We start from the raw sequence: 21248 nt of genomic DNA on the forward strand, positions 1-21248 counted from the left end.
AAGGTTAGAATCGCGGAACAGACAGGACAAACGAATAGAACGACGCCGCAGGCGCAGGAGGGGCGGGCAAGGGCCCGCCCCGTCGGAGAAAACTGGAAGGAAGTGTTATGCAGAAGCAACGTACGACCAGCCAATGGCGCGAACTGGATGCCGCCCATCACCTGCATCCGTTTACCGATACCGCATCGCTGAACCAGGCGGGCGCGCGCGTGATGACGCGCGGAGAAGGCATCTACCTGTGGGATTCGGACGGAAACAAGATCATCGACGGCATGGCCGGCCTGTGGTGCGTGAATGTCGGCTACGGCCGCAAGGATTTCGCCGAAGCGGCGCGCCGCCAGATGGAAGAGCTGCCGTTCTACAACACCTTCTTCAAGACCACCCATCCGGCGGTGGTCGAGTTGTCCAGCCTGCTGGCCGAAGTGACGCCGGCCGGTTTCGACCACGTGTTCTACACCAACTCCGGCTCAGAGTCGGTGGACACCATGATCCGCATGGTGCGCCGCTACTGGGACGTGCAGGGCAAGCCGGAGAAGAAGACGCTGATCGGCCGCTGGAACGGCTATCACGGCTCCACCATCGGCGGCGCCAGCCTGGGCGGCATGAAGTACATGCACGAGCAGGGCGATCTGCCGATTCCGGGCATGGCCCATATCGAGCAGCCGTGGTGGTACAAGCATGGCAAGGACATGACGCCGGATGAGTTCGGCGTGGTGGCCGCGCGCTGGCTGGACGAGAAGATCCAGGAGATCGGCGCCGACAAGGTGGCCGCCTTCGTCGCCGAGCCCATCCAGGGCGCCGGCGGCGTGATCATTCCGCCGGCCACCTACTGGCCGGAAATCGAGCGCATCTGCCGCAAGCACGATGTGTTGATTGTGGCCGACGAAGTGATCTGCGGCTTCGGCCGCACCGGCGAATGGTTCGGCCATCAGCATTTCGGCTTCCAGCCCGACCTGTTCACCGCCGCCAAGGGACTGTCTTCCGGCTATCTGCCGATCGGCGCGGTCTTTGTCGGCAAGCGCGTGGCGGAAGGCCTGATCGCCGGCGGCGACTTCAACCACGGCTTCACCTATTCCGGCCATCCGGTCTGCGCCGCGGTGGCGCACGCCAATGTGGTGGCGCTGCGCGACGAGGGCATTGTCCAGCGCGTCAAGGACGACATCGGTCCTTACATGCAGAAGCGCTGGCGCGAGACCTTCAGCCAGTTCGAGCACGTGGACGACGTGCGCGGCGTCGGCCTGATCCAGGCCTTCACGCTGGTGAAGAACAAGGCGAAGCGCGAGCTGTTCCCGGATTTCGGCGAGGTCGGCACGCTGTGCCGCGACATCTTCTTCCGCAACAACCTGATCATGCGCGCTTGCGGCGACCATATCGTATGTTCGCCGCCGCTGGTGATGACGCGAGCCGAAGTGGATGAAATGCTGGGGGTGGCGGCGCGTTGCCTGGCCGAGTTCGAGCAGGCGCTGAAGGCGCGCGGACTGGCCTAGCGCCGGCTATGCTGGTGTGGGGGCGGCCTCGCCCCCGCCTTTTTTGCAGGGAATGAAGCGGGTTGATACAATTCCACCCGCTTTTTCTATTATTTCTATAATGAATTGCAAAAAGGCATGCTGTAATACAAATAACGGCATGAGGCAATAAAACAAATACAGGACTTGGCGCATGTTCGTCGCAATCGGGTATCTCATCATTCTGGGCTCGGTGCTTGGGGGCTTCATCGCTGCGGGGGGGCATGTCGCCGCGCTGATGCAACCGCTGGAGGTCGTGATGATCGCCGGCGCGGCCATCGGCGCTTTCGTCGTCGCCAATGGCGGCGCGCCGCTGAAAGCCACCACCAAGGCGCTTCCCACCGTGTTCAAGGGCAGCTCCTACGGCAAGGCTTTCTACATGGATCTGTTTTCCTTGCTGTTCGAGATCCTGACCAAGGTGCGCAAGGAAGGCCTGATGTCGATCGAAGCCGACGTCGAAAATCCAGAGGCCAGCCCGGTTTTCTCCAAATACCCCACGGTGATGCACGACCACCACGTGGTCGAGTTCATCTGCGACTATCTGCGGCTGATGGTGGGCGGCAACCTCAACGCTTTCGAGATCGAGAACCTGATGGACGTCGAGATCGAAACCCACCATCACGAGGGCGAGGTGCCGGTGTCGGCGGTCAAGGGCCTGGCCGACGGCCTGCCGGCCTTCGGTATCGTGGCCGCGGTGATGGGCGTGGTCCACACGATGGAATCGGTGGGCGCGCCGCCGTCCGAACTCGGCATGCTGATCGCCCACGCGCTGGTGGGCACCTTCCTCGGTATTTTGCTCGCCTACGGCTTCGTCGGTCCGCTGGGCACCATCCTGGAGCACAAGCTGGCCGAGGGCACCCGCGTCTACCAGACCATCAAGGTGACGCTGCTGGCCAGCCTGAACGGCTACGCGCCGCAGGTGGCGGTGGAGTTCGGCCGCAAGGCGCTGTCCTCGATGGACCGCCCGTCGTTCAAGGAACTGGAAGATCACGTCAAGCAGAAGAAATAAGCCGGGCAGGGGATAGAAATGGCCGATGAATCGCAACGACCGATAATCGTCAAGAAAATCAAGAAGGGGGGGCACGGCCATCACGGCGGTGCCTGGAAAATCGCCTATGCCGACTTCGTGACGGCGATGATGGCGTTCTTCCTGTTGATGTGGCTGCTGGGGTCCGCGTCGCAAGGCACCCTGAGCGGGATTTCCGAATACTTCAAGACGCCGCTGAAAGTCGCCCTGTCCGGCGGCGCGGGCGCGGGCGACGCCACCTCGGTGATCAAGGGCGGCGGCAACGATCTGACCAAGCAGGCCGGCCAGGTCAACAAGGCCGGCTCCAAGCAGGAAGAAGTCATGCAGAAGCAGAAGGAGCAGGCCAGCCTGAACCAGCTGCAGCAGAAAATCCAGCAGACGATAGACCAGAGCGATCTGTTCAAGCAGTACAAGAATCAGTTGAAGCTGGAGATGACGCCGGAAGGGCTGAAGATCCAGATCGTCGACGAGCAGAACCGGCCGATGTTCGACTCCGGCAGCTCGCGCATGCTGCCGCATACCCGGGTGCTGTTGCAGCAACTGGCTTCGGAACTGAACCAGCTGCCCAACAGGATCAGCATTTCCGGCCACACCGACGCCAAGCCTTTCGCCGGCGGCCAGGGCGGCTACAGCAACTGGGAGCTGTCGGCCGACCGGGCCAACACCGCCCGCCGCGAGCTGGTGGCCGGCGGTCTTTCCGAGAACAAGATCCTGCGGGTGGTGGGCTTGTCGTCCGCCAATCCGTTGATCAAGAGCGATGTGTTCAGCCCGGAGAACCGCCGCATCACCATCGTGGTGCTGAACAGGGACGCCGAATCGTCGATACTCAACGACGGATTCAAGCCGCAGATGAACCAGGAAGTGATAGGCGGGCCGCAGCAAGGCGGCGAGGCGGCTCCGCAGCCGAACGAGCCCTGAGCGAATGAGGCGGCTGCGCCATCCGCTGCTTCAATTGCTCGCCTGCGTCGGCGCCTGGGTTTTCATCGCGCCGGCTTTGCATTTACTGCCATGGGCCGCGCTGCAGGGGCTGTTGGCTGGCTTGTGCGCCGTCGTCTTGCGTTTGCCGGGCTGGCAGCGCCTCGCGCATGGATTGTTCGTGCCGGCGGTGGTCCTGGCCAGCCAGGCTGGCGTCGCGCCGGGCTGGTACCTGGCGGCGTTGCTGCTGACGCTGGCTCTGGGGCGCAACGCGCTGGTGGAGCGGGTGCCGCTTTATCGTTCCGCGGCCGCGGTGGCGGAACGGCTGGCGGAGCGGCTGACTGGCGGCGCGTCGCTGCTCGAGGCCGGCTGCGGCGATGGCCGGCTGGCCCTGCAACTGACGCTTAGCCGGCCGGACCTGCGCATGCGGGCATTGGAGAATGCTCTGGGCAGCTGGCTGTTGGCCCGGTTGCGTTGGTGGCGGGCAGGGCGGCCAGACCAACTGGCGTTCGCCTGCCGCAATTTTTGGAGCGAGGATTGGGGGGGGTATGACGCGATTTACGTGTTCTTGTCGCCGGAACCCATGCCTAGGGTCTGGAGCAAGTTCGTTGCCGAGGGCCGGGCCGGCAGCCTGCTCATCAGCAACACTTTTTCCGTGCCCGGCATCGAGCCGGACGAATGCATTCCTCTCGACGGCCCTTTGCAAAAAGAACTATTGATCTGGCACCATCCAAATGGACCTCGATAACTGGACCAAGACCATCGCGGAACGGCGGTGGCCGATTCTGCCCGACACGCTGTTGGAGCTGCGCGACGCTTGCGCCCGCCACAGCGACCTGATCAACTTCACCGACCTGGCCAATCTCTGCCTGTCCGATCCTTTCCTGCTGCTGGATCTGTTCCGGGTGGTGGGCAATTCGCGCGCGCTGCAGCGCAACGAGAGCATTCCCGCAGTGGAGCAGACGCTGCTGCTGATGGGGCTGGAGGCAGTGGTGGTGCGCTTCAATCGCATCGAGCCGCTGGACGCCGCCGAGGGCAAGCTGGACGCTGATGTTTACGAAGCGGTTGGCGACTGGATGGCGCGCAGCCGGGTGGCGGCCCTGATTGTCAAGGAGTGGCTGTCCATCATGGGCGATCTGAAAGTGGAGGACTGCTTCGTCTCCGCGCTGCTGTACAACCTGCCGGCCTGCATCTACATGATTCAGCGCAATCGCTTGCCGGACAAGCCGCTGCTGCAGGAGATGTCCGAGGCGTTCAACGCCGATTATGGCAAGATCCTGCAATCCTTCGTGAAGCACATGCCGTTGCCGAGCGGATTCAACACGCTGTTGGGGCCGGGCGTGCCCAACAAGCGGCGCCAGTTGCTGAAGCTGGCCATCGCCACGGCGAATTCGCTGGATCATGGCATCGAGCGCAGCACCTGGCTGGTGGGCGTGGACACCGCGGCCAAGATGATCAATTGCATGCCGGAGATGGCCTACAACGCCGTGGTGCATGCCGTGCTCAAGGTGGCTAAGCGCCCGCATGTGGTCGGCTATACCTTCCCGGCGCGCGCGCTGCTGCTGCTGACCGATAACGGCAAGAAGCCGGAAATGAAGAAGGCCCAGGCGCTGTCCGACGCCGACCAGCTTGAGAATGCGATTCGGGAGTCGATACGCTTCCTGGCCAACGATCTCAAGTTCGAACGCGTGCTGTATTACCATTACGAGCACGATCTGCACGCGCTGAAGCTGCGCTACCAGGTAGGCGTGGAGGCGGACAACCCGCTGCGCAAGCTCCAGGTGGAACTGGAACCGGGCAGCTTCTTCGGCGTGTTCACCGGCAAGCCGCAAAGCTTCCACGCGCCGTCCGATGTCCGCCAGCAGCTGAGCCGGCGTTATGAGGACGAATTCTTCCAGCACATCGGCGACGGCGAGTTCGCGCTGATGACCTTGTTCGGTGGACACAGGCTCGGCGGCGTGTTCTATGTCGACAACGCGCGCACCGGCCGCGCGATAGACGATGCCACCTACCATCGCTTCAAGGATCTGATCAGCCGCCTGGCCCAGCATTGATGCAAGAAGGCGCGGGGGCGGGTAAACTCTGCCCCTCCGCTTAGCGCCGCATCGGCAGAATCGACATGCATCACATCTCCAAGACCATCACGTCTCCCCACAACGACGAAGTCAAGGCGCTGGCCAGATTGGTCCAGCACAGCCGCGACCGCCGCAAGGAAGGCGTGATGGTGTTGGAGGGCATCCACCTGGCCGAATCCTGCCTGCAGGCGGGCGGCATCTTGTCGCGGGTCTATCTGAACGAGGCGATGGCCGGCAAGCCGGAAGTGCAGAGGCTGCTGGCTGGCTTGCCGGCCGGGTGCGCGGTGATCGCGATGCCCGAAGCGGTGATGGCCAAGGTCACGGCGCTGTCCAGCGCCGGCGAGCTGCTGGCGCTGAGCCCGCGGCCGAGCCCGGAGCCGCCGCCGGCGGCCGCCGCCCGGGTGTTGCTGGAGGACATCCAGGATCCGGGCAATCTGGGGACCATCCTGCGCACGGCCGCCGCGGCGGGCGTGTACGACGTCTTCCTGTCCAAGGGCTGCGTGGACGTGTTCTCTCCCAAGGTGCTGCGCGCCGGCATGGGCGCGCATTTCGCGCTGCGCATACACGAGCACGCCGATCTTGTCGACGAGCTGCGCCGCTTCGGCGGACGCCGGCTGGTCACGCATCTGGAGGGTTCCAGCTCCTTGTACGGTCATGACCTGACCGGGCCGGTGGCCTTCGTTTTCGGCAACGAGGGAGCGGGCGTCAGCGACGCGCTGCTGGCGCTGGCGGACGCGCGCATCCGCATTCCGATGCCCGGCCACGCGGAATCGCTGAACGTGGCGATGGCGGCGACGGTCTGTCTGTTCGAGCGGGTGAGGCAGCAGGAAAAGCCGGCCTGACGCGGCATCGGCCGCGCTCCGCTTTCTCTCATGTCCGGCTGGCCGGCCGGCTCAATCCAGCGGGATGAACACCTCGCCGCGCATCAGCGGGCGCGCGGTGCGGGTCAGCACCACCTCATCCACTTTCCAGCCCAGAGAATCCAGGCCCAACACCGCTTCCAACGTCAGCCGGCCACTGGGGTGGCTGAAGGTCAGCGGCATGCCGCGCACCGGTCCGCCGGCCAATTCGGCCGGCAGCGTGCCCTCGGTGGCGCAGGCGCAGGCGAGGGCTATGGCGTCGGTGCCGGGATAGGCGGGATGCAGCTTGCCCATCGACAGCGCGCGGGCGTGCAGCGCGCAGTCCGGATCGCCGTCTTGCGACAGGAAGCTGATCTTGGGCGTGGCCGGATATTCGCGTCCGGCGGCGAAGATGTCATCGGCCAGGCCAATGGCCACCGTGGCGGCGGCGCGGGCCATCTCCAGCCGGCGCATGATGGCGGGATCGATCTCGGCGGCGGTTTCGCGGCCCTTCAGGCCGAAGTCGCGGGCGCGGACGAACAGGGTGGGGTTGCCGGCGTCTATCAGCGTGGCGTCCACCTGGCTGCCGTCGGGCAGCTTCAATTTGTCCATCAGCAGGCCGGTGGGAAACATCTCGCTGCAGTCGCCGGCGGGGTCTAGGTAGCGCAACCGGATCGGCGCGCCGGGAAAGGCGACGCCATCGATGAGGAAGTCGCCTTGCCAGACGGCTTGGCCTTCGAAAATCTCCAGCTCAGCCAGGATGCGCTTGCCGACGTTGGCCTGCCAGATGGCGATGGTGGCGACGCCGTCTTCCGGCCGCGCCAGCTTCTCCATCACCGCGAACAGCGGCACGGCGGCGGCCAGATTGCCGCAATTGCCGGACCAGTCTATCCGCGCCTCGTCGGTGAACACATGGCCGAACAGCGCGTCCACGTCGCAATCATCTCGGCGGGAAGGGCTGACGATCACTACCTTGCTGGAGCGGGTGGTGCCGTTGCCCAGGCCATCGGTTTGCCGGCCGTAAGGATCGGGGCTGCCGATCGCGCGCAACAGCAAGCTTTGCCATTGCTCGGTGTCGTCGGGCAGCGCGTCGGCCCGGATGAACAGGCCCTTGCTGGTGCCGCCGCGCATCAGCGTGGCGGGAAGGCGATAGTCATTGTCCATCAGTCCTCCTCCCATTCCTCCTTGCACTTGGAGATGACGGCGATGCGGGCGGCGTCTATCGTGGCCGGGATGGCGGCCTTGTCGGCGCAGCCGGCGGCTATGGCGCCGGCATCAATTTGCAGCGTAGCAGCCAGTTGCGCGCGCAGGTAGTCCTTTTGCGGGTAGGGCGCGTTTTCAAAGCTCAGCCGGCCGCGGGCGTCGGCCAGACAGGCGTCCAGCATCTGCAGGAAGCGTTCGGGCCGGCGCAGCGCGTCGCTGTCCTTGAGCAGGCGCAGCACGGTCTCCGGCTTGAGCTCCAGCGCCCGGTGGACCTTGGTGTGATGCACCATGGTGATGTGGGCGAGGTCGCGGCAATCGTTGGGCACGCGCAGCCGGCGGCACAGTTCCGACAGCGGCGCGATGCCGCCTTCCTCGTGGCCGATATGGCGCGGCAGGACGTCGGCCGGCGTCAGCGCCTTGCCCAGATCGTGGCCCAGCGCGGCGAAGCGCACCGCCAGCGGCTGGCCGGCCGCCGCGGCGTAGTCTAGCACCCGCATCACGTGGTCGCCGCAATCTATCTCGGGGTGATAGTCGGCGCGTTGCGGCACCCCGAACAGCGCGTCCACCTCGGGCAGGATGCGCGCTAGCGCGCCGCACTCGCGCAGCGTCAGGAACATCCGCGACGGCTTGTCTTCCATCAGCCCCTTGGCCAGCTCCTGCCACACCCGTTCCGCGACCAGCGCGTCCGCCTCGCCGTCGTCCACCATCTGCCGCATCAGCGCCATGGTTTCCGGCGCGACCGCGAAGTCGAAGCGGGCGGCGAAGCGCGCCAGCCGCAGGATGCGCACAGGGTCTTCGGCGAAGGCCGGGCTGACGTGGCGCAGCAGGCGCGCCTTAAGGTCTTCCTGGCCGCCGTACGGGTCTGTCAGGCTGCCGTCGGCCGCCTCGGCGATGGCGTTGATGGTCAGGTCGCGCCGGGCCAGGTCTTCTTCCAGCGTCACATCGGGCGAGGTGTGGAAGGTGAAGCCGTGATAGCCCCTGGCCACCTTGCGCTCGGTGCGGGCCAGCGCGTATTCCTCCTGGGTTTGCGGATGCAGGAACACCGGAAAGTCCTTGCCCACCGGGCGGTAGCCCTGCGCCAGCATGTCGTCCGGGGTGGCGCCCACCACCACCCAATCCCTGTCCTTGACCGGGAGGTTCAGCAGGCGGTCGCGCACGGCGCCGCCGACGATGTAGATTTCCATCTCAGCGAGCCGCCTTCGCGCGGTAGCGGGACGCGGTGTCGTTGCGGCCGCGGCCGGCCAGCCAGCCCGGCGCCAGCGCCGACAGAGCGGCGGGCTCGAAGCCCAGCAGGCTGGACGGGAAGGGCTGATCGCTGACGTTGTCCCATTGCAGCGAGCGCACGTTGTCGCGGCTCATCAGCGTGGGGCCGGGCAGCCATTCCATCAGCGCCGCTTGCAGCATGGCGAGGCTGTCGGGCAGGCCGACCACCGGGCGCGGATGGCCGCTGGCGCGGCCGGCCAGCCGGGCCAGATCGGCCAGGGTATGGATCTCCGGTCCGGCCAGATCCAGTTTTTTGCCCACGGTTTCCTTGCGCGCCAGGCATTCGCACGCTGCGCGGGCGACATCTTCCACCCACACCGGCGCCATCTTGCACCCGGCGCCGGCCAGCGGCAGCGCCGGCAGCAGCTTTTGCAGGCCGGCGAACATATTGAGAAAGGCGTCGTCGCGGCCGAACACCACCGACGGGCGCAATATGGTCCAGTCCAGTCCGCTGGACTCCACCGCCAGCTCGCCCAGCGCCTTGGTCTGCTGATAATCGCTGGGCGCGTCCTGGGCGGCGCCCAAGGCGCTGATGTGCAGCAGCCGGCGCACGTTTTGCTGCCGGCAGGCGGCGACGATCTTTTCCGGCAATTGGGCGTGGGCTTTTTCAAACTGGGCCCGGCTGCCGTGCAGGATGCCGACCATGCTGACCACCGCGTCGTGGCCGTCGACCAGTTTGGCCAGCTGGGCCGGGTCGTGGATGTCGGCGGAGACCAGCTCGGCTGACGGCAGCACGCGGAAACCGGGCAGCGCCGGGCGGCGGCTGGCGATGGTGAGCCGGTGGCCGCGGCTGGCCAATTGGGCCGCCAGATGGCGGCCGATGAAGCCGCTGCCGCCTATCAGGCAAATTCTCTGTGAGGTCATGTCGTTTTCCTCAGCGCGCCGGCACGATTCCCATGCGGTTTCTCAGGGAGATGTTGGCATGGCCGAAGGTGCTGGAGTAGTAGGCGGCGTTGGCCATCACTTTCTGCACGTAATCGCGCGTTTCGCTGAAGGGGATGGTCTCGGCGTAGATTGTGCCGTCCAGCGCGCGGTCGGCCTGCCAGTTGCGGGCGCGGCCGGGGCCGGCGTTGTAGGCGGCGGTGGCCATCACCTGGTTGCCGGACAGATTGTCCAGCACGTAGCGCAGATACCAGGTGCCGAGCTGGACGTTGGTGTCGATGTCGTTGACCGCGAAGTGGGTGAGGCCGATCTTCTTGGCCGCCCATTTGGCGGTGGCGGGCATCAGCTGCATCAGGCCGGAGGCGCCGACGCCGGAGCGGGCCATGGTGATGAAGCGGCTTTCCTGGCGGATCAGGCCATAAACCCAGGCGTCGTCGATGTCGAGCTGGCGCGCGTATTTCTGCGTGACTTCGCGGTAGGGCGTCAGGTAGCGCAGCGAGAAATCGTGTTCTTCCTTGGTGCGCTCGGCGCTGTAGATCGCCATGTCGTAGAAGTTTTCCTTGCGCGCGATCTCGGCGGCGGCCAGCAGCTCCATGTCGTTGCGGCCGCGCATCGCCCAGCGCCATTCGCGCTGCGCGTCGGTGCGGAACTCCGGCTTGGTGTAGATTTCGGCGACGTTGAGCAGCGCCAGCGAGCGGCGAACGGCCGGGTCGGCCTTCATCCGAGCGACGTCGTCGCTGCTCGGGCCGGTTTTGCTGGCGGACGCGGACAGGCTGTTGCCCAGCTCTTCCAGCGACAGCAGCGCGTAATAGTTGTGGCCGACGCTGGCCTGGCTGAACAGCGGAGCCGCTTCGGCCGGCTTGCCTTGCTGCTTCAGCGAGCGGGCCAGCCAGTAGCGCCAAGCCGGCTTGGCGGCCAGCTCCTGAGGCATGCGGCGGATGACGCCGTCCAGCTGGCTCCATTGCTCCAGCCGCAGCGCCGAGCGCGCCCACCATTCCCATTGGTCCGAGGTCAGCTGGCGCGGGTCGGCTTTTTCAAACCATTGCAGCGCCTGGCCGGCCTGCTGCTTGCGGGCGGACAGCAGCGCCAGCTGGCCCCAGCCGAAGCCGGCGCGGTCGGGCGTCAGCTGGCTTTCCACGCGGGACAGCATCGCCGCCGCGCCGTTCAGATCGGTCTTGCCCTTGCGCACGGTGTCGTAGAGGATGGCTTCCTGGCCGCCCGGGGTGTCCGGGCTGGCGAGAGAGGGCTTGTTGAGCGCGGCGTTGTCCAGCGGCAACTGGGTGTCGCTGGCCAGCTGGCGCGCCTGGGTGAGGTAGTTGCCGGCCAGCAGCAGGCGGGCGCGGCGCCACAGCCAGTCCTGGCTTAGCGCGCCGCGGGCATAGGCCATGTCTATCAGCCGGTTGCAGCCGTCCGGCGCCGGCTTGCCTTCCAGGAACCGGTCCAGATTGCCCGGCTTTTGACCCTGGCGCATTTGCAGCAGCTCGCCGTAGCAGCTCGATTCCTCATCGCGGCCTTCGGGCGGCAGCTTCTTCCATTCATTGGCGAAGGCGGTCCAGTCTTCGCGCAGGCCCAGCTTCTTCACCCACTCATTGCGTATCCGTTCCGGCATCAGGCCTTCCGGCGTCCGGGACAGGAAGCGCAGCACCTGGGCGTCGTCGTTGCGGTCCAGGGCTTTCCAGGTCTGCCAATATTCCGGATAGTCCTTCAGCGGGTAATTGTCGGGCAGCTTGTCGCCCAGGCTGGCCAGCTTGGCCAGGTCGTTGGCGCGGAAAGCGTCGCGGGCGGCGAGCAGGGCGTCGTCGGGGCCGGCCAGCGCGGGCAGGGCGGCGCCCAGGGCCAGGGTCAGGCCCGCCAGGCGGATGGGGGTGGTCAAAGCTTTCATTTGCGTTCCGTCTGTTGGGGTCTCCGCGCCGACTGGCGGCGCGGCGGCGGCGGGGCGTCCCGCGCGCTCAATGCTTATTTCAATATGACAGGCCGCGGCGCGGAGCGCTCGCTTTCATGGCCCGCGTTTTCAGGCCGTCGGCGCGGCCTGGTAGAACTCGATCGGCAAGCCGTCCGGATCGGCGCAGAAGAAAAAGCGCGCGCCGGTGTATTCGTCCACCCTGATGCCTTCCACGCTCACGCCATGGTCTTGCAGATGGCCGCGCATCGCTTCCGCGTCGTCGCAGGCCAGCGCCAGGTGGCGCAGGCCGCAGGCTTCCGGCCGGCTGGGACGGGGCGGCGGGGAGGGGAAGCTGAACAGTTCGATCTGGCCTCCGCCCGGCAGCGCCAGGTCCAATTTCCAGGACTGTCTTTCCTCGCGCCAGTTCTCGGCGATGACTTCGAAACCGAGCGCGCGGCAGTAGAAGTCGCGCGAGAGCGCGTAGTCGGAAGCGATGATGGCGACGTGGTGGAGGCCGGTGATATGCATGGCTGTTGAGGCTGGGGGTTGCCGGATGCCGCCATTTTAGCGTCGCTGCGGGCGGGCTGCCCAGCGGCGGAGATGGGCATTGAAAAAGACAATCAAAAGTCTTGTGACAATCAATTAGACGAATTTTGCCGTGGCTATCAGAATGCACCCATCGATAGCTAACAACCGCAGTCAACCCTCAAGGAGATAGCCATGCTGCAAAATCGTGAAGGCCAACGCGTACCGAACGTCACTTTCCGCATCCGTGAAAACAACGAGTGGAAAAATGTCACCACCGCCGAACTGTTCGACGGCAAGACCATCGCCCTGTTCTCGCTGCCGGGCGCGTTCACCCCGACCTGCTCGTCCACCCACCTGCCGCGCTTCAACGAGCTGGCGCCGTCCTTCTTCGCCAACGGCGTGGACGCCATCCTGTGCGTGTCGGTCAACGACACCTTCGTGATGAACGAATGGGCCAAGGACCAGGAGGCGCAGAACATCGTGATGATTCCGGACGGCAACGGCGATTTCACCGAAGGCATGGGCATGCTGGTGGACAAGCAGGACCTGGGCTTCGGCAAGCGCAGCTGGCGCTACTCGATGCTGGTGAAGGACGGCGTGGTGGACAAGATGTTCGTCGAGCCGCAAGAGCCGGGCGATCCGTTCAAGGTGTCCGACGCCGACACCATGCTGAACTACATCAATCCGACCGCCAAGAAGCCTGACCAGGTGGTGGTGTTCACCAAGGTAGGTTGCCCGCACTGCGCCCGCGCCAAGGCTGTACTGGCCGAAAACGGCTACGACTTCGTCGAAGTGCCGCTGGACAACAAGATCCGCGGCAAGGCGCTGGGCGCCGTGTCCGGCGCGATGACCGCTCCGCAGGTGTTCATCAATGGCCAGCTGATCGGCTCCGCCGACGACGTGGAAAAGCGCTTCGCCAAATAAGACGTTCGACTCCGGCGGCTTCGGGCCCTGACGCCGCCGGATTTCTTGGGCCGGTACTCCTGCCGGCCATTTTTTCCAGCCGGGATGCGGGACGGCATGCTCGCCATGCGCAGCGTGCCGCGCCGCATCCCTGCCAGATAGAGGATAAGAACCATGAAAACCATCCACATCGACGTAGCCGTCATCGGCGCCGGCACCGCCGGCCTCGCCGCCTACCGCGCCGCCAAGGCCGGCGGCGCCTCCGCCCTGATCATCGAGGGCGGCCCTTACGGCACCACCTGCGCCCGGGTCGGCTGCATGCCGTCCAAGCTGCTGATCGCCGCCGCCGAGGCCGCCCACCACGCGAGCCATACCGAACTGTTCGGCGTGCACGTCGATGGCGAAATCCGCATCGATGGCCGCGAGGTGATGGCCCGCGTCAAGAGCGAGCGCGACCGCTTCGTCGGCTTCGTGGTGCGCAGCGTGGATGGCATCCCGGCCGAGGACAAACTGCCCGGCTATGCCCGCTTTGTCGACAACACCACGCTTCAAGTGGATGACCAGACCATCGTCCAGGCCAAGCGGGTCGTGATCGCCACCGGCTCGTCGCCGACCCTCCCTGCGCCGTTCAAGGCTTTCGGCGGCCGGCTGATCGTCAACGACGATGTGTTCGACTGGGACACTCTGCCGCAAAGCGTGGCGGTGTTCGGCCCCGGCGTGATCGGTCTGGAACTGGGCCAGGCGCTGGCGCGCTTGGGGGTGAGAGTGAAGGTGTTCGGCGCCCGCGGCGGCGTGGGGCCGCTGAGCGATCCGGCAGTGCGCGATTATGCCCGCCAAGCATTGGCAGAGCAGTTTTACCTGGACCCGGACGCCAAGGTGCTGGAAATGGCCAGCGACGGCGACGCCGCGCGCATCCGTTACGTCAATCTGGACGGCGCGGAGGTGGAGGAGCGTTTCGATTACGTGCTGGCCGCCACCGGCCGCGCGCCCAATGTCCGCGGCCTGGGACTGGAAAACACCAGTCTGAAGCTGGATGCCGGCGGCGTGCCGCTGTTCGACGCCAAGACGCTGCAGTGCGGAGACTCCCCGGTGTTCATCGCCGGCGACGCCAACAACATCCTGCCGTTGCTGCACGAAGCGGCCGACGAGGGCAAGACCGCCGGCGCCAACGCCGCCGCCTACCCGGCGGTATCCGCCGGCTTGCGCCGCTCCACCATCGCGGTGGTGTTCTCCGATCCGCAGATCATGATGGTGGGCAGCCGCTTCGCCGATCTGCAGATGGGCAGCTTCGTCACCGGCGAGGTCAGCTTCGAAGATCAGGGCCGCAGCCGGGTGATGGGTATCAACAAGGGCCTGTTGCATGTGTACGCGGACAAGGAGACTGGACGATTCCTGGGCGCGGAGATGATAGGCCCGCGCGCCGAGAACCTGGCCCACCTGCTGGCCTGGAGCCATCAGCAGGGTCTGACCATCGCGCAGATGCTGGACATGCCTTTCTACCATCCGGTGATAGAGGAAGGCCTGCGCACCGCGCTGCGCGACGCGGCGGCCAGGTTGGCCTGATGTTCGATGCAATGAAAAAACGGGGCTTAGGCCCCGTTTTTTCATTCTCGCTTCAGCAGCGCGCGCGCCCAGCTGAAGCGCTCGCGCCAGATCACCGGCGCGCGCCAGGCCAGATGGGCGGTGGCCAGGATGTTGAGCGCGGCCACGGCCAGCAGCAGCATCGAGATGCTGTCGTACCACTTCAGCATCAGCGCGCTGCCGATGGCGGCGGCCACCATGTAGAAGCCGTTGATGATGTTGTTGGCGGCCACCGCCTGCGAGCGGAAGGCGTCCGGACTGCCGGTCTGCAGCCAAGTGTACAGCGGCACGGTGAAGAAGCCGCCGAAGAAGCCCAGCAACGTCACGTCGACGATGGCGCGCCAGCTGCCGGCCTTGGCCAGGAACGCCGGCAGCGCGGCCAGCGGGCCGTGGTAGGAAGGCATCGCGCCCAGCGCCAGATCGCCGCCGAACACCGTCATGCCGGCGCTGCCGAGCAGCACGATGCCCAGCTGCAGCTTGCCAAGCGACAGCTTGGCGCAGGCGATGGAGCCGGCGCCGATGCCGATGGAGAACAGCGCCAGCAGCAGGGTGTAGACGTCGGCGTCGCCGCCCAGGTGCAGGCGGGTGAAGGTGGGCAATTGGGTGGTGTAGACCGCGCCCATCAGCCAGAACCAGGAAATGCCGAGTATCGAGCAGCGCACGTCGTGGATGCGCCAGGCCTCGCGGATCAGCCGCACTGAGTCGCCGAGGAAATTCCACGACAGCTTCAGGTGCGGCGCGCCGGGCGCGACCGAAGGCATGGTGGCGCTGCTGAAGTAGCCGAGGATGGCGACCAAGAGCAGCGCGCCGACGATCAGCAGCGCGCCGCTGTGGGTGAGCAGGCTGCCGCTGAGCTGGCCCAGCAGGATGGCGAGGAAGGTGCCCATCTCGATCAGGCCGGTGCCGCCCACCAGCTCATGCTCTTTCAGGTATTGCGGCAGCACCGAGTATTTCAGCGGGCCGAAGAAGGCCGAGTGCACGCCCATCAGGAACAGCGCGGACAGCAGGATGGCGGCGGACTGCAGCAGGAAGCCTGCGCCGGCCACCAGCATGATGACGATCTCGGCCAGCTTGATCATGCGTGCGATGCGGGCCTTGTCGTAGCGCTCGGTCAGCTTGCCGGCGCTGGCGGAAAACAGGAAGAAGGGCAGGATGAAGATGCCGGCGGCCAGATTGACCAGCTGCTGCGGCGGCATGCCCAGCATCTCCAGGCCATGAAAGCTGATCAGCACCACGATGGCGGTTTTCAGCATATTGTCGTTGAAGGCGCCAAGGAACTGGGTGCCGAACAAGGGCAGGAAGCGCCGGGTGGCGAAGAAGGAGAAGTCAGCTTTCACGATGGCCGGTTATGAAAAAGGCGGGAACCGCATGCTAACGGATTCCCGCCTCGCTGTCAGTCGCGGCTCAAATCAGAACAGCGACAGCCACAGGCCGCTGGCGGTCGCGGTCATGAAGCCGGTGAGGATGGATGCCGCCAGCGCGCGCATGCCGATCTGGGCCAGTTCCTGCTGCCGCTCCGGCGCCAGCGCGCCGATGCCGGCCACGCAGATGCCCACCGACGACAGGTTGGAGAAGCTCGCCAGCGCGAAAGTGGAAATCATCACCGTTTGAGCCGACAGCGTGCCGGCGGTTTTCATCTTGGCCAGGTCCATGTAGGCGATGAACTCGTTGAGCACGATTTTCTGGCCCAGCAGGCTGCCGACGCCCAGCGTCTCGTTCCAGCCGATGCCCATCAGGAAGGCGAACACGCGGAACACCTGGCCCACCAGGTATTGCAGCGTCAGGCCGTCGAACATGCCGTGGGTGGACGCCTGGATGGAGGCGTTGACGCCCAGTAGCTCGCCCAGGCCGTCCTTCACCAGGAAGTTGGCCAGCGCGATCAGCGCCACGATGGCCAACAGGATGGTGGCGACGGCGGCGGCCATCTTCATGCCGTCCAGCGCGCCGGTCACCACCGCGCTGACGAAGTTGCCCTCGCTCTTTTCCTTGGACGACTGCAGCTTGCTGCTGGACAGCGCCTCGGGCGTGGTTTCCGGGAACATGATCTTGCAGAACACCACCGCGCCGGCCGCGTTCATGCAGGAGGCGGTCAGCAGATAGGTGGCGAAGCGCGCCTGCTCCGCGGTGTCCGATCCGCCGAGGAAGGCGACGTAGGCCGCCAGCACGCCGCCGGACAGCGTGGACATGCCGGCGATCATGATGCAGGCCAGCTCGGAGCGGGTCATGTGGCGGATGTAGGGGCGGACCAGCAGCGGCGCCTCGGTCTGGCCGAGGAAGATGTTGGCGGCGGCGACCACGCTTTCCGGGCCGGAGATGCCCATGCTGCGCTTCATCGCCCAGGCTAGGCCGGCGACCACGCGCTGCAGGATGCCGAAATGGTAGAGCAGGGCGCTGAAGGCGGAGAAAAAGATGATCACCGGCAGCACGGTGAAGGCGAACAGGAAGCCCAATTTGCCGCTGGGCTTGGCCAGATCGCCGAAGATGAAGCCCGCGCCGTCGCCGGCGAAGCTCAGCACCTTGGCGAAGCCGGCGCCGAAGGCGGAGACGCCGTGGTGGACGGCGGGCACGTAATTGATCAGCAGGAACAGGCCGTTCTGGATGGCGAGGCCGATCAGCACGGTGCGCCAGTTGACGGCGCGGCGGTTGGTCGAGAACAGGTAGGCGGCGGCGACGAGAAGCAGCATGCCGGCCAGTGCTTGGATGGTATTCACGGAGGCCCTTGGACTAGCGATGGGCGGCGTCTCGGCGCCCAGAATGTCCAGGATGCCTTCCGCCGCGCCAAATCATGATTGGCTAATGCTTGAAGGCGCGGCATTTTACAGCAAAAGGCCATCTCCTCGAAAGGGAAATGGCCCGCGGCGGCGCATTTTACCCGGATGGGGTGGCCAAGCTGCGCGGGTTACTGCGGCGGCTTGTCGTCTTCGTGGGTGGCGTCGTCGTCCATCAGGATGCGGTGGGCCGGGCCTTGCATGTCGTCGAACTGGCCGGAGCGGGTGGCCCACCAGAAAATGGCGCCGATCACGAAGACCAGCACCAGGCTGAGCGGGATGAGCAGGTAGAGGCTTTCCATCAGGGATTCCGTTTGACGAGACGCAGCGCGTTGCCGACCACCAGCAGCGAGCTCAGGGCCATGCCCAGGCTGGCCAGCCAGGGCGTGACGTGGCCCAGCATCGCCAGCGGCAGCGCGACGATATTATACCCGGCCGCCCAGATCAGGTTCTGCCGGATCACCGCTAGCGCGCGCCGGCTGACCAGCAGCGCGTCGCCGATCAGGCCCAGCCGGTCGCCCATCAGCACCATGTCGCCGCTGGCGCGGGCGACGTCGGTGCCGCCGCCCATGGCGATGGACACATCGGCGCGCGCCAGCACCGGCGCGTCGTTGACGCCGTCGCCCACCATCAGTACCCGCCGGCCCTTGGCCTGCAGCGCGGCGACGTAGGCGAGCTTGTCTTCCGGCGTCGCGCGCGAGCGCCATTGCGGGATGCCGAGCCTGGCGGCCAGGCCGGCCACCGGGCCCTCGCCGTCGCCGCTGAGCAGGTGGACCGTCAGGCCGCGGCGGGCCAACTCCGCCACCAGCGCCGCCGCGTCGTCGCGGCAGGCGTCGCCGATGGCGAAGCGGGCCTGCGGGCCGTCGGCGTCGGCTAGCAGCACCTGGGTGCAATCCGGCTGCCAGCCGGCATCTTCGTCCACCTCGCGTCCCAGCCAGGCGGCGATGAAGGGCGCAGAGCCCAGCCGCCATTCGCGGCCATCGACGACGCCGGCCACGCCGCCGCCGGGATGGTTGCGCAGCTCGCCGGCTTGCGGCCTGTCCGCGGGCGCGGCGGCCAGGATGGCCTGCGCCAGCGGATGCTCGGATCCCTGCTCCAGCGCGGCGGCGACGGCCAGCGCGCGAGGCGCGTCCAGCGGGCCGCGCGTTTCCAGCAGCCGCATCTGGCCGTGGGTGAGGGTGCCAGTTTTGTCGAATACCGCGTCGTCGGCCTTGGCCAGCGTTTCCAGCGCGTGGCCGCGGGTGGTCAGCACGCCCTGCGAGGCCAGCCGGCCGCTGGCGGCAGTGAGCGCGGCCGGGGTGGCCAGCGACAACGCGCAGGGGCAGGAGATCACCAGCACCGCCACCATGATCCACAGCGCGCGCTCCGGATCTATGAAATGCCAGGCCAGATAGCTGCCGGCGGCGGCCAGCAGCAGCAACGCGACGAACCAGCTGGCGAAGCGGTCAGCCAACACCGCCAGCCGGGGTTTTTCGGCCAGCGCCTGGTCCAGCAGCCGCACGATGCCGGCCAGCCGGGTGGACTGGCCTACTTGATCGACGCGCAGCACCAGCGGGCTGGACGTGTTGACGCTGCCGGCGATCACCGCGTCGCCCGGCGCTTTGGCGATGGGGCGGCTCTCGCCGGTGAGCAGCGATTCGTTGCTGGCGCTGCGGCCGTCCAGCACCACGCCGTCGGCGGGAATGGTCTCGCCGGGGCGGACCAGGATCACGTCGCCGGGGCTCAGGCCGGCCACCGTGGCCTCGCGGCTGTCCCGGCTTTGCGGCCAGCCGTCCAGCCGGTGGGCGAAGGCCGGCACCAGCTTGACCAGGCTCTCGCTGGCGGCGCCGGCCTTGCGGCGGGCGATGCTTTCCAGATAGCGGCCGCCCAAGAGCAGGAACACGAACATCGACACCGAGTCGAAGTAGATGCCGTGCTCCACCTTGTGGATCAGCGCCCAGAAGCTGGCGACAAATGCGGTGAGGATGCCGATGCTGACCGGCGTATCCATGCCGACGCGGCCGGTTTTCAGGTCGCGCCAGGTGTTGCGGTAGAAGGGTAAGGCCGAGTACAGCAGCACCGGCAGCGTCAGGATGAAGCTGGACCAGTGCAGCAGCCACAGGAAGTCGGGCGCGATGTCGCCGTCCGGCGCCAGGTAGACCGGCACCGCGTACATCATCACCTGCATCATCGACAGGCCGGCCACCCACAGCCGGGTCAGCGCCTGCTTGCGCTCCTTCTGCTGCAGCTTTTCCTGGCGGTCGGCGTCGTAGGGATGGGCGCGGTAGCCTATCGCCGCCACCGCTTCCAGGATGGCGGACAGCTGCACCCGGCCGTTGTCCCAGCGCACGCGGGCGCGTTGGGTGCTGTAATTGATGTCCACGCCCAGCACGCCGGGCAGGCGGCGGATATGTTGTTCGTTCAGCCAGATGCAGGCGGCGCAGGTGATGCCTTCCAGCATCAGCGCGGCCTCGCGGACGTTTTCATCTTCGACGCGGACGAAGCTGCGTTGCAGCTCCTCGCTGTCGTACAGCTTGATCTGCTCCAGCAGCGCCTGCGGCAGCGCCTCGGCGCGGGCCGCGCCCTCGGTGCGGTGCTTGTAGTAGTCGGACAGGCCGGATTCGATGATGGTGGCCGCCACCGCCTGGCAGCCGGCGCAGCAGGCGGGCTCTTCGCGCTGGCGGTAGCGGATGGGGAAGCTGGCGCCGGCGGGCACCGGCAAACCGCAATGGAAACAGTTTTCGCTCATGACGTAGGATTGTAATCAAAGCCGGCGCGCAATGCTTGATCCAGCGCATGGCAGTGTTTTTCAATGCGGATTATTTCCGCGCGGAGCTTGTGGCTGGGGCATCCGTCCGCATTTGTCGGATATCAATCAAGGGGGAAGGCCGAATGGACAAGATGTTGGCCATCGTGCAGCAGGCGCCGGGCGGCGTCGAAACGATGGAAATGGGGGAGTGGGACAAACCGCGCGCGGTGCCGGGCAAATTGCTGGTGCGGGTGATGGCGGCCGGCGTCAACCGCGCCGACCTGATGCAGCGCGAGGGCCGCTATCCGCCGCCGCCGGGCGCCAGCCCGCTGATGGGGCTGGAGGTGGCAGGCGTGGTGGAAGAGGTGGCGGGCGATTCCGCCTTCCAGCCGGGCGACGCGGTGTTCGGCCTGGTGGACGGCGGCGGCTACGCCGAATACGTTCTGCTGGATGAGCCGCTGGCCATCGCCAAGCCGGATCAGCTGTCATGGGTGGAGGCGGCCAGCCTGCCGGAAGCCTGGATGACGGCGTGGTTCAATCTGGTGGCGAAGGCCGGACTCAAGGCCGGCGAGCGGGCGCTGATCCATGCCGGCGCCAGCGGCGTCGGCGTCGCGGCGATCCAGTTGGCGCGTTTCCTGGGCGCGGAAGCTTTCGCCAGCGCCGGCAGCGCCGAGAAGCTGGCCTTCTGCCGCGAGCTGGGCGCGAGCCAGGTGTTCAATTACCACGAGACGCCGGCTTTCGCCGCGCGGGTGCGGGAGTGGGGTGGCGCCGACGCGGTGCTGGACCCGGTGGGCGCCAGCCATCTGGCGGAAAACCTGCAGGCGCTGAATCCGGATGGCAGGCTGGTCAACATCGGCCTGATGGGCGGCGTGAAGGCCGAGCTCGACTTCGGCCGCTTGCTGATGAAGCGCATCAGCCTGATCGGCTCCACGTTGCGTCCGCAACCCCTCAAGGTGAAGGCGGAGCTGGCCGCCGCGCTACGCGACCTGATCCTGCCGGCCTTGCTGGAAGGCAGGGCGCGCACGGTGGTGGACAGCAGCTATCCATGGACCCAGGTGCGGGACGCGCACGCTTACGTCGCCGACAACCGCAATCTGGGGAAAGTGGTGCTGACGCTGTTTCCGGTGATGGCCGGAGGCGACGGCTAGC

Annotated in this window: 18 protein-coding genes; 9 read left to right on the forward strand and 9 right to left on the reverse strand. The window is 66.4% G+C overall.

What is annotated here, in order from left to right; genetic code table 11:
• Positions 1–107 precede the first annotated feature (107 nt).
• The 6 genes from ACX17K_RS00205 (at position 108) to ACX17K_RS00230 (ending at position 6364) form a co-directional block, all read left to right on the forward strand.
• Complete coding sequence (locus ACX17K_RS00205; RefSeq protein ID WP_493773197.1) at positions 108–1487, forward strand: aspartate aminotransferase family protein; 1380 nt, start codon at positions 108–110, stop codon at positions 1485–1487.
• Between the two features lie 172 nt (positions 1488–1659).
• Positions 1660–2514 carry a flagellar motor stator protein MotA gene (gene motA, locus ACX17K_RS00210; protein WP_463086918.1) on the forward strand — a complete coding sequence of 285 codons (855 nt, stop codon included), beginning with the start codon at positions 1660–1662 and terminating at the stop codon, positions 2512–2514.
• 18 nt (positions 2515–2532) lie between these two features.
• Complete coding sequence (gene motB / locus ACX17K_RS00215; protein WP_493773198.1) at positions 2533–3450, forward strand: flagellar motor protein MotB; 918 nt, start codon at positions 2533–2535, stop codon at positions 3448–3450.
• A 4-nt stretch (positions 3451–3454) separates the two neighbouring features.
• Positions 3455–4195 (forward strand): class I SAM-dependent methyltransferase, encoded by a 741-nt coding sequence (locus ACX17K_RS00220; RefSeq protein ID WP_493773199.1) that lies wholly within the window; start codon positions 3455–3457, stop codon positions 4193–4195.
• Positions 4182–5501: an HDOD domain-containing protein gene (locus ACX17K_RS00225; RefSeq protein WP_493773200.1), complete on the forward strand. Its 1320-nt coding sequence runs from the start codon at positions 4182–4184 to the stop codon at positions 5499–5501. The genes ACX17K_RS00220 and ACX17K_RS00225 overlap by 14 nt, the downstream gene beginning before the upstream one ends.
• A gap of 65 nt (positions 5502–5566) precedes the next feature.
• A complete protein-coding gene (locus tag ACX17K_RS00230) occupies positions 5567–6364 on the forward strand; it encodes a TrmH family RNA methyltransferase (RefSeq protein ID WP_493773201.1) in 798 nt (265 codons plus the stop codon).
• A 51-nt stretch (positions 6365–6415) separates the two neighbouring features.
• Here ACX17K_RS00230 and ACX17K_RS00235 read toward each other — a convergent pair whose 3' ends face one another.
• The 5 genes from ACX17K_RS00235 to gloA2 all read right to left on the reverse strand — a co-directional run bounded on the left by ACX17K_RS00235 (position 6416) and on the right by gloA2 (position 12119).
• Entirely contained in the window at positions 6416–7525 is a 1110-nt protein-coding gene (locus tag ACX17K_RS00235) for a 2-methylaconitate cis-trans isomerase PrpF family protein (RefSeq protein WP_231163634.1), read from the reverse strand.
• Positions 7525–8748, reverse strand: a complete 1224-nt coding sequence (locus ACX17K_RS00240) for a multifunctional CCA addition/repair protein (RefSeq protein WP_493773202.1) — start codon at positions 8746–8748, stop codon at positions 7525–7527. The genes ACX17K_RS00235 and ACX17K_RS00240 overlap by 1 nt, the downstream gene beginning before the upstream one ends.
• Position 8749: 1 nt before the next feature.
• Positions 8750–9691 (reverse strand): complex I NDUFA9 subunit family protein, encoded by a 942-nt coding sequence (locus ACX17K_RS00245; protein WP_347752736.1) that lies wholly within the window; start codon positions 9689–9691, stop codon positions 8750–8752.
• Positions 9692–9701: 10 nt separating this feature from the next.
• Positions 9702–11591, reverse strand: a complete 1890-nt coding sequence (locus ACX17K_RS00250) for a lytic transglycosylase domain-containing protein (RefSeq protein WP_493773203.1) — start codon at positions 11589–11591, stop codon at positions 9702–9704.
• Positions 11592–11720: 129 nt separating this feature from the next.
• Complete coding sequence (gene gloA2, locus ACX17K_RS00255) at positions 11721–12119, reverse strand: SMU1112c/YaeR family gloxylase I-like metalloprotein (protein ID WP_493773204.1); 399 nt, start codon at positions 12117–12119, stop codon at positions 11721–11723.
• A gap of 192 nt (positions 12120–12311) precedes the next feature.
• Here gloA2 and ACX17K_RS00260 point away from each other — a divergent pair, with 192 nt between their 5' ends.
• Positions 12312–13043: a glutathione peroxidase gene (locus ACX17K_RS00260; RefSeq protein WP_493773205.1), complete on the forward strand. Its 732-nt coding sequence runs from the start codon at positions 12312–12314 to the stop codon at positions 13041–13043.
• A 153-nt stretch (positions 13044–13196) separates the two neighbouring features.
• A complete protein-coding gene (locus ACX17K_RS00265) occupies positions 13197–14585 on the forward strand; it encodes a dihydrolipoyl dehydrogenase (RefSeq protein WP_493773206.1) in 1389 nt (462 codons plus the stop codon).
• A gap of 41 nt (positions 14586–14626) precedes the next feature.
• Here the strand turns inward: ACX17K_RS00265 and ACX17K_RS00270 are convergent, their stop codons facing one another.
• The 4 genes from ACX17K_RS00270 to ACX17K_RS00285 all read right to left on the reverse strand — a co-directional run bounded on the left by ACX17K_RS00270 (position 14627) and on the right by ACX17K_RS00285 (position 20099).
• Complete coding sequence (locus ACX17K_RS00270; RefSeq protein ID WP_493773207.1) at positions 14627–15940, reverse strand: MFS transporter; 1314 nt, start codon at positions 15938–15940, stop codon at positions 14627–14629.
• 72 nt (positions 15941–16012) lie between these two features.
• The gene (locus tag ACX17K_RS00275; protein WP_493773208.1) at positions 16013–17314 is read right to left on the reverse strand and encodes a NupC/NupG family nucleoside CNT transporter; all 1302 of its coding nucleotides are present in this window, start codon (positions 17312–17314) and stop codon (positions 16013–16015) included.
• A 188-nt stretch (positions 17315–17502) separates the two neighbouring features.
• Positions 17503–17673, reverse strand: a complete 171-nt coding sequence (gene ccoS / locus ACX17K_RS00280; RefSeq protein ID WP_021478053.1) for a cbb3-type cytochrome oxidase assembly protein CcoS — start codon at positions 17671–17673, stop codon at positions 17503–17505.
• Complete coding sequence (locus ACX17K_RS00285; protein ID WP_493773209.1) at positions 17673–20099, reverse strand: heavy metal translocating P-type ATPase; 2427 nt, start codon at positions 20097–20099, stop codon at positions 17673–17675. Before ACX17K_RS00285 ends, ccoS begins: the two co-directional genes overlap by 1 nt.
• 143 nt (positions 20100–20242) lie before the next feature.
• Between ACX17K_RS00285 and ACX17K_RS00290 the strand changes: the two genes are divergently transcribed.
• Entirely contained in the window at positions 20243–21247 is a 1005-nt protein-coding gene (locus ACX17K_RS00290; protein ID WP_493773210.1) for an NAD(P)H-quinone oxidoreductase, read from the forward strand.
• The last annotated feature ends 1 nt before the right edge of the window (position 21248 follow it).

The sequence above is a fragment of the Chromobacterium sp. INPA-IVC genome (assembly GCF_059047085.1).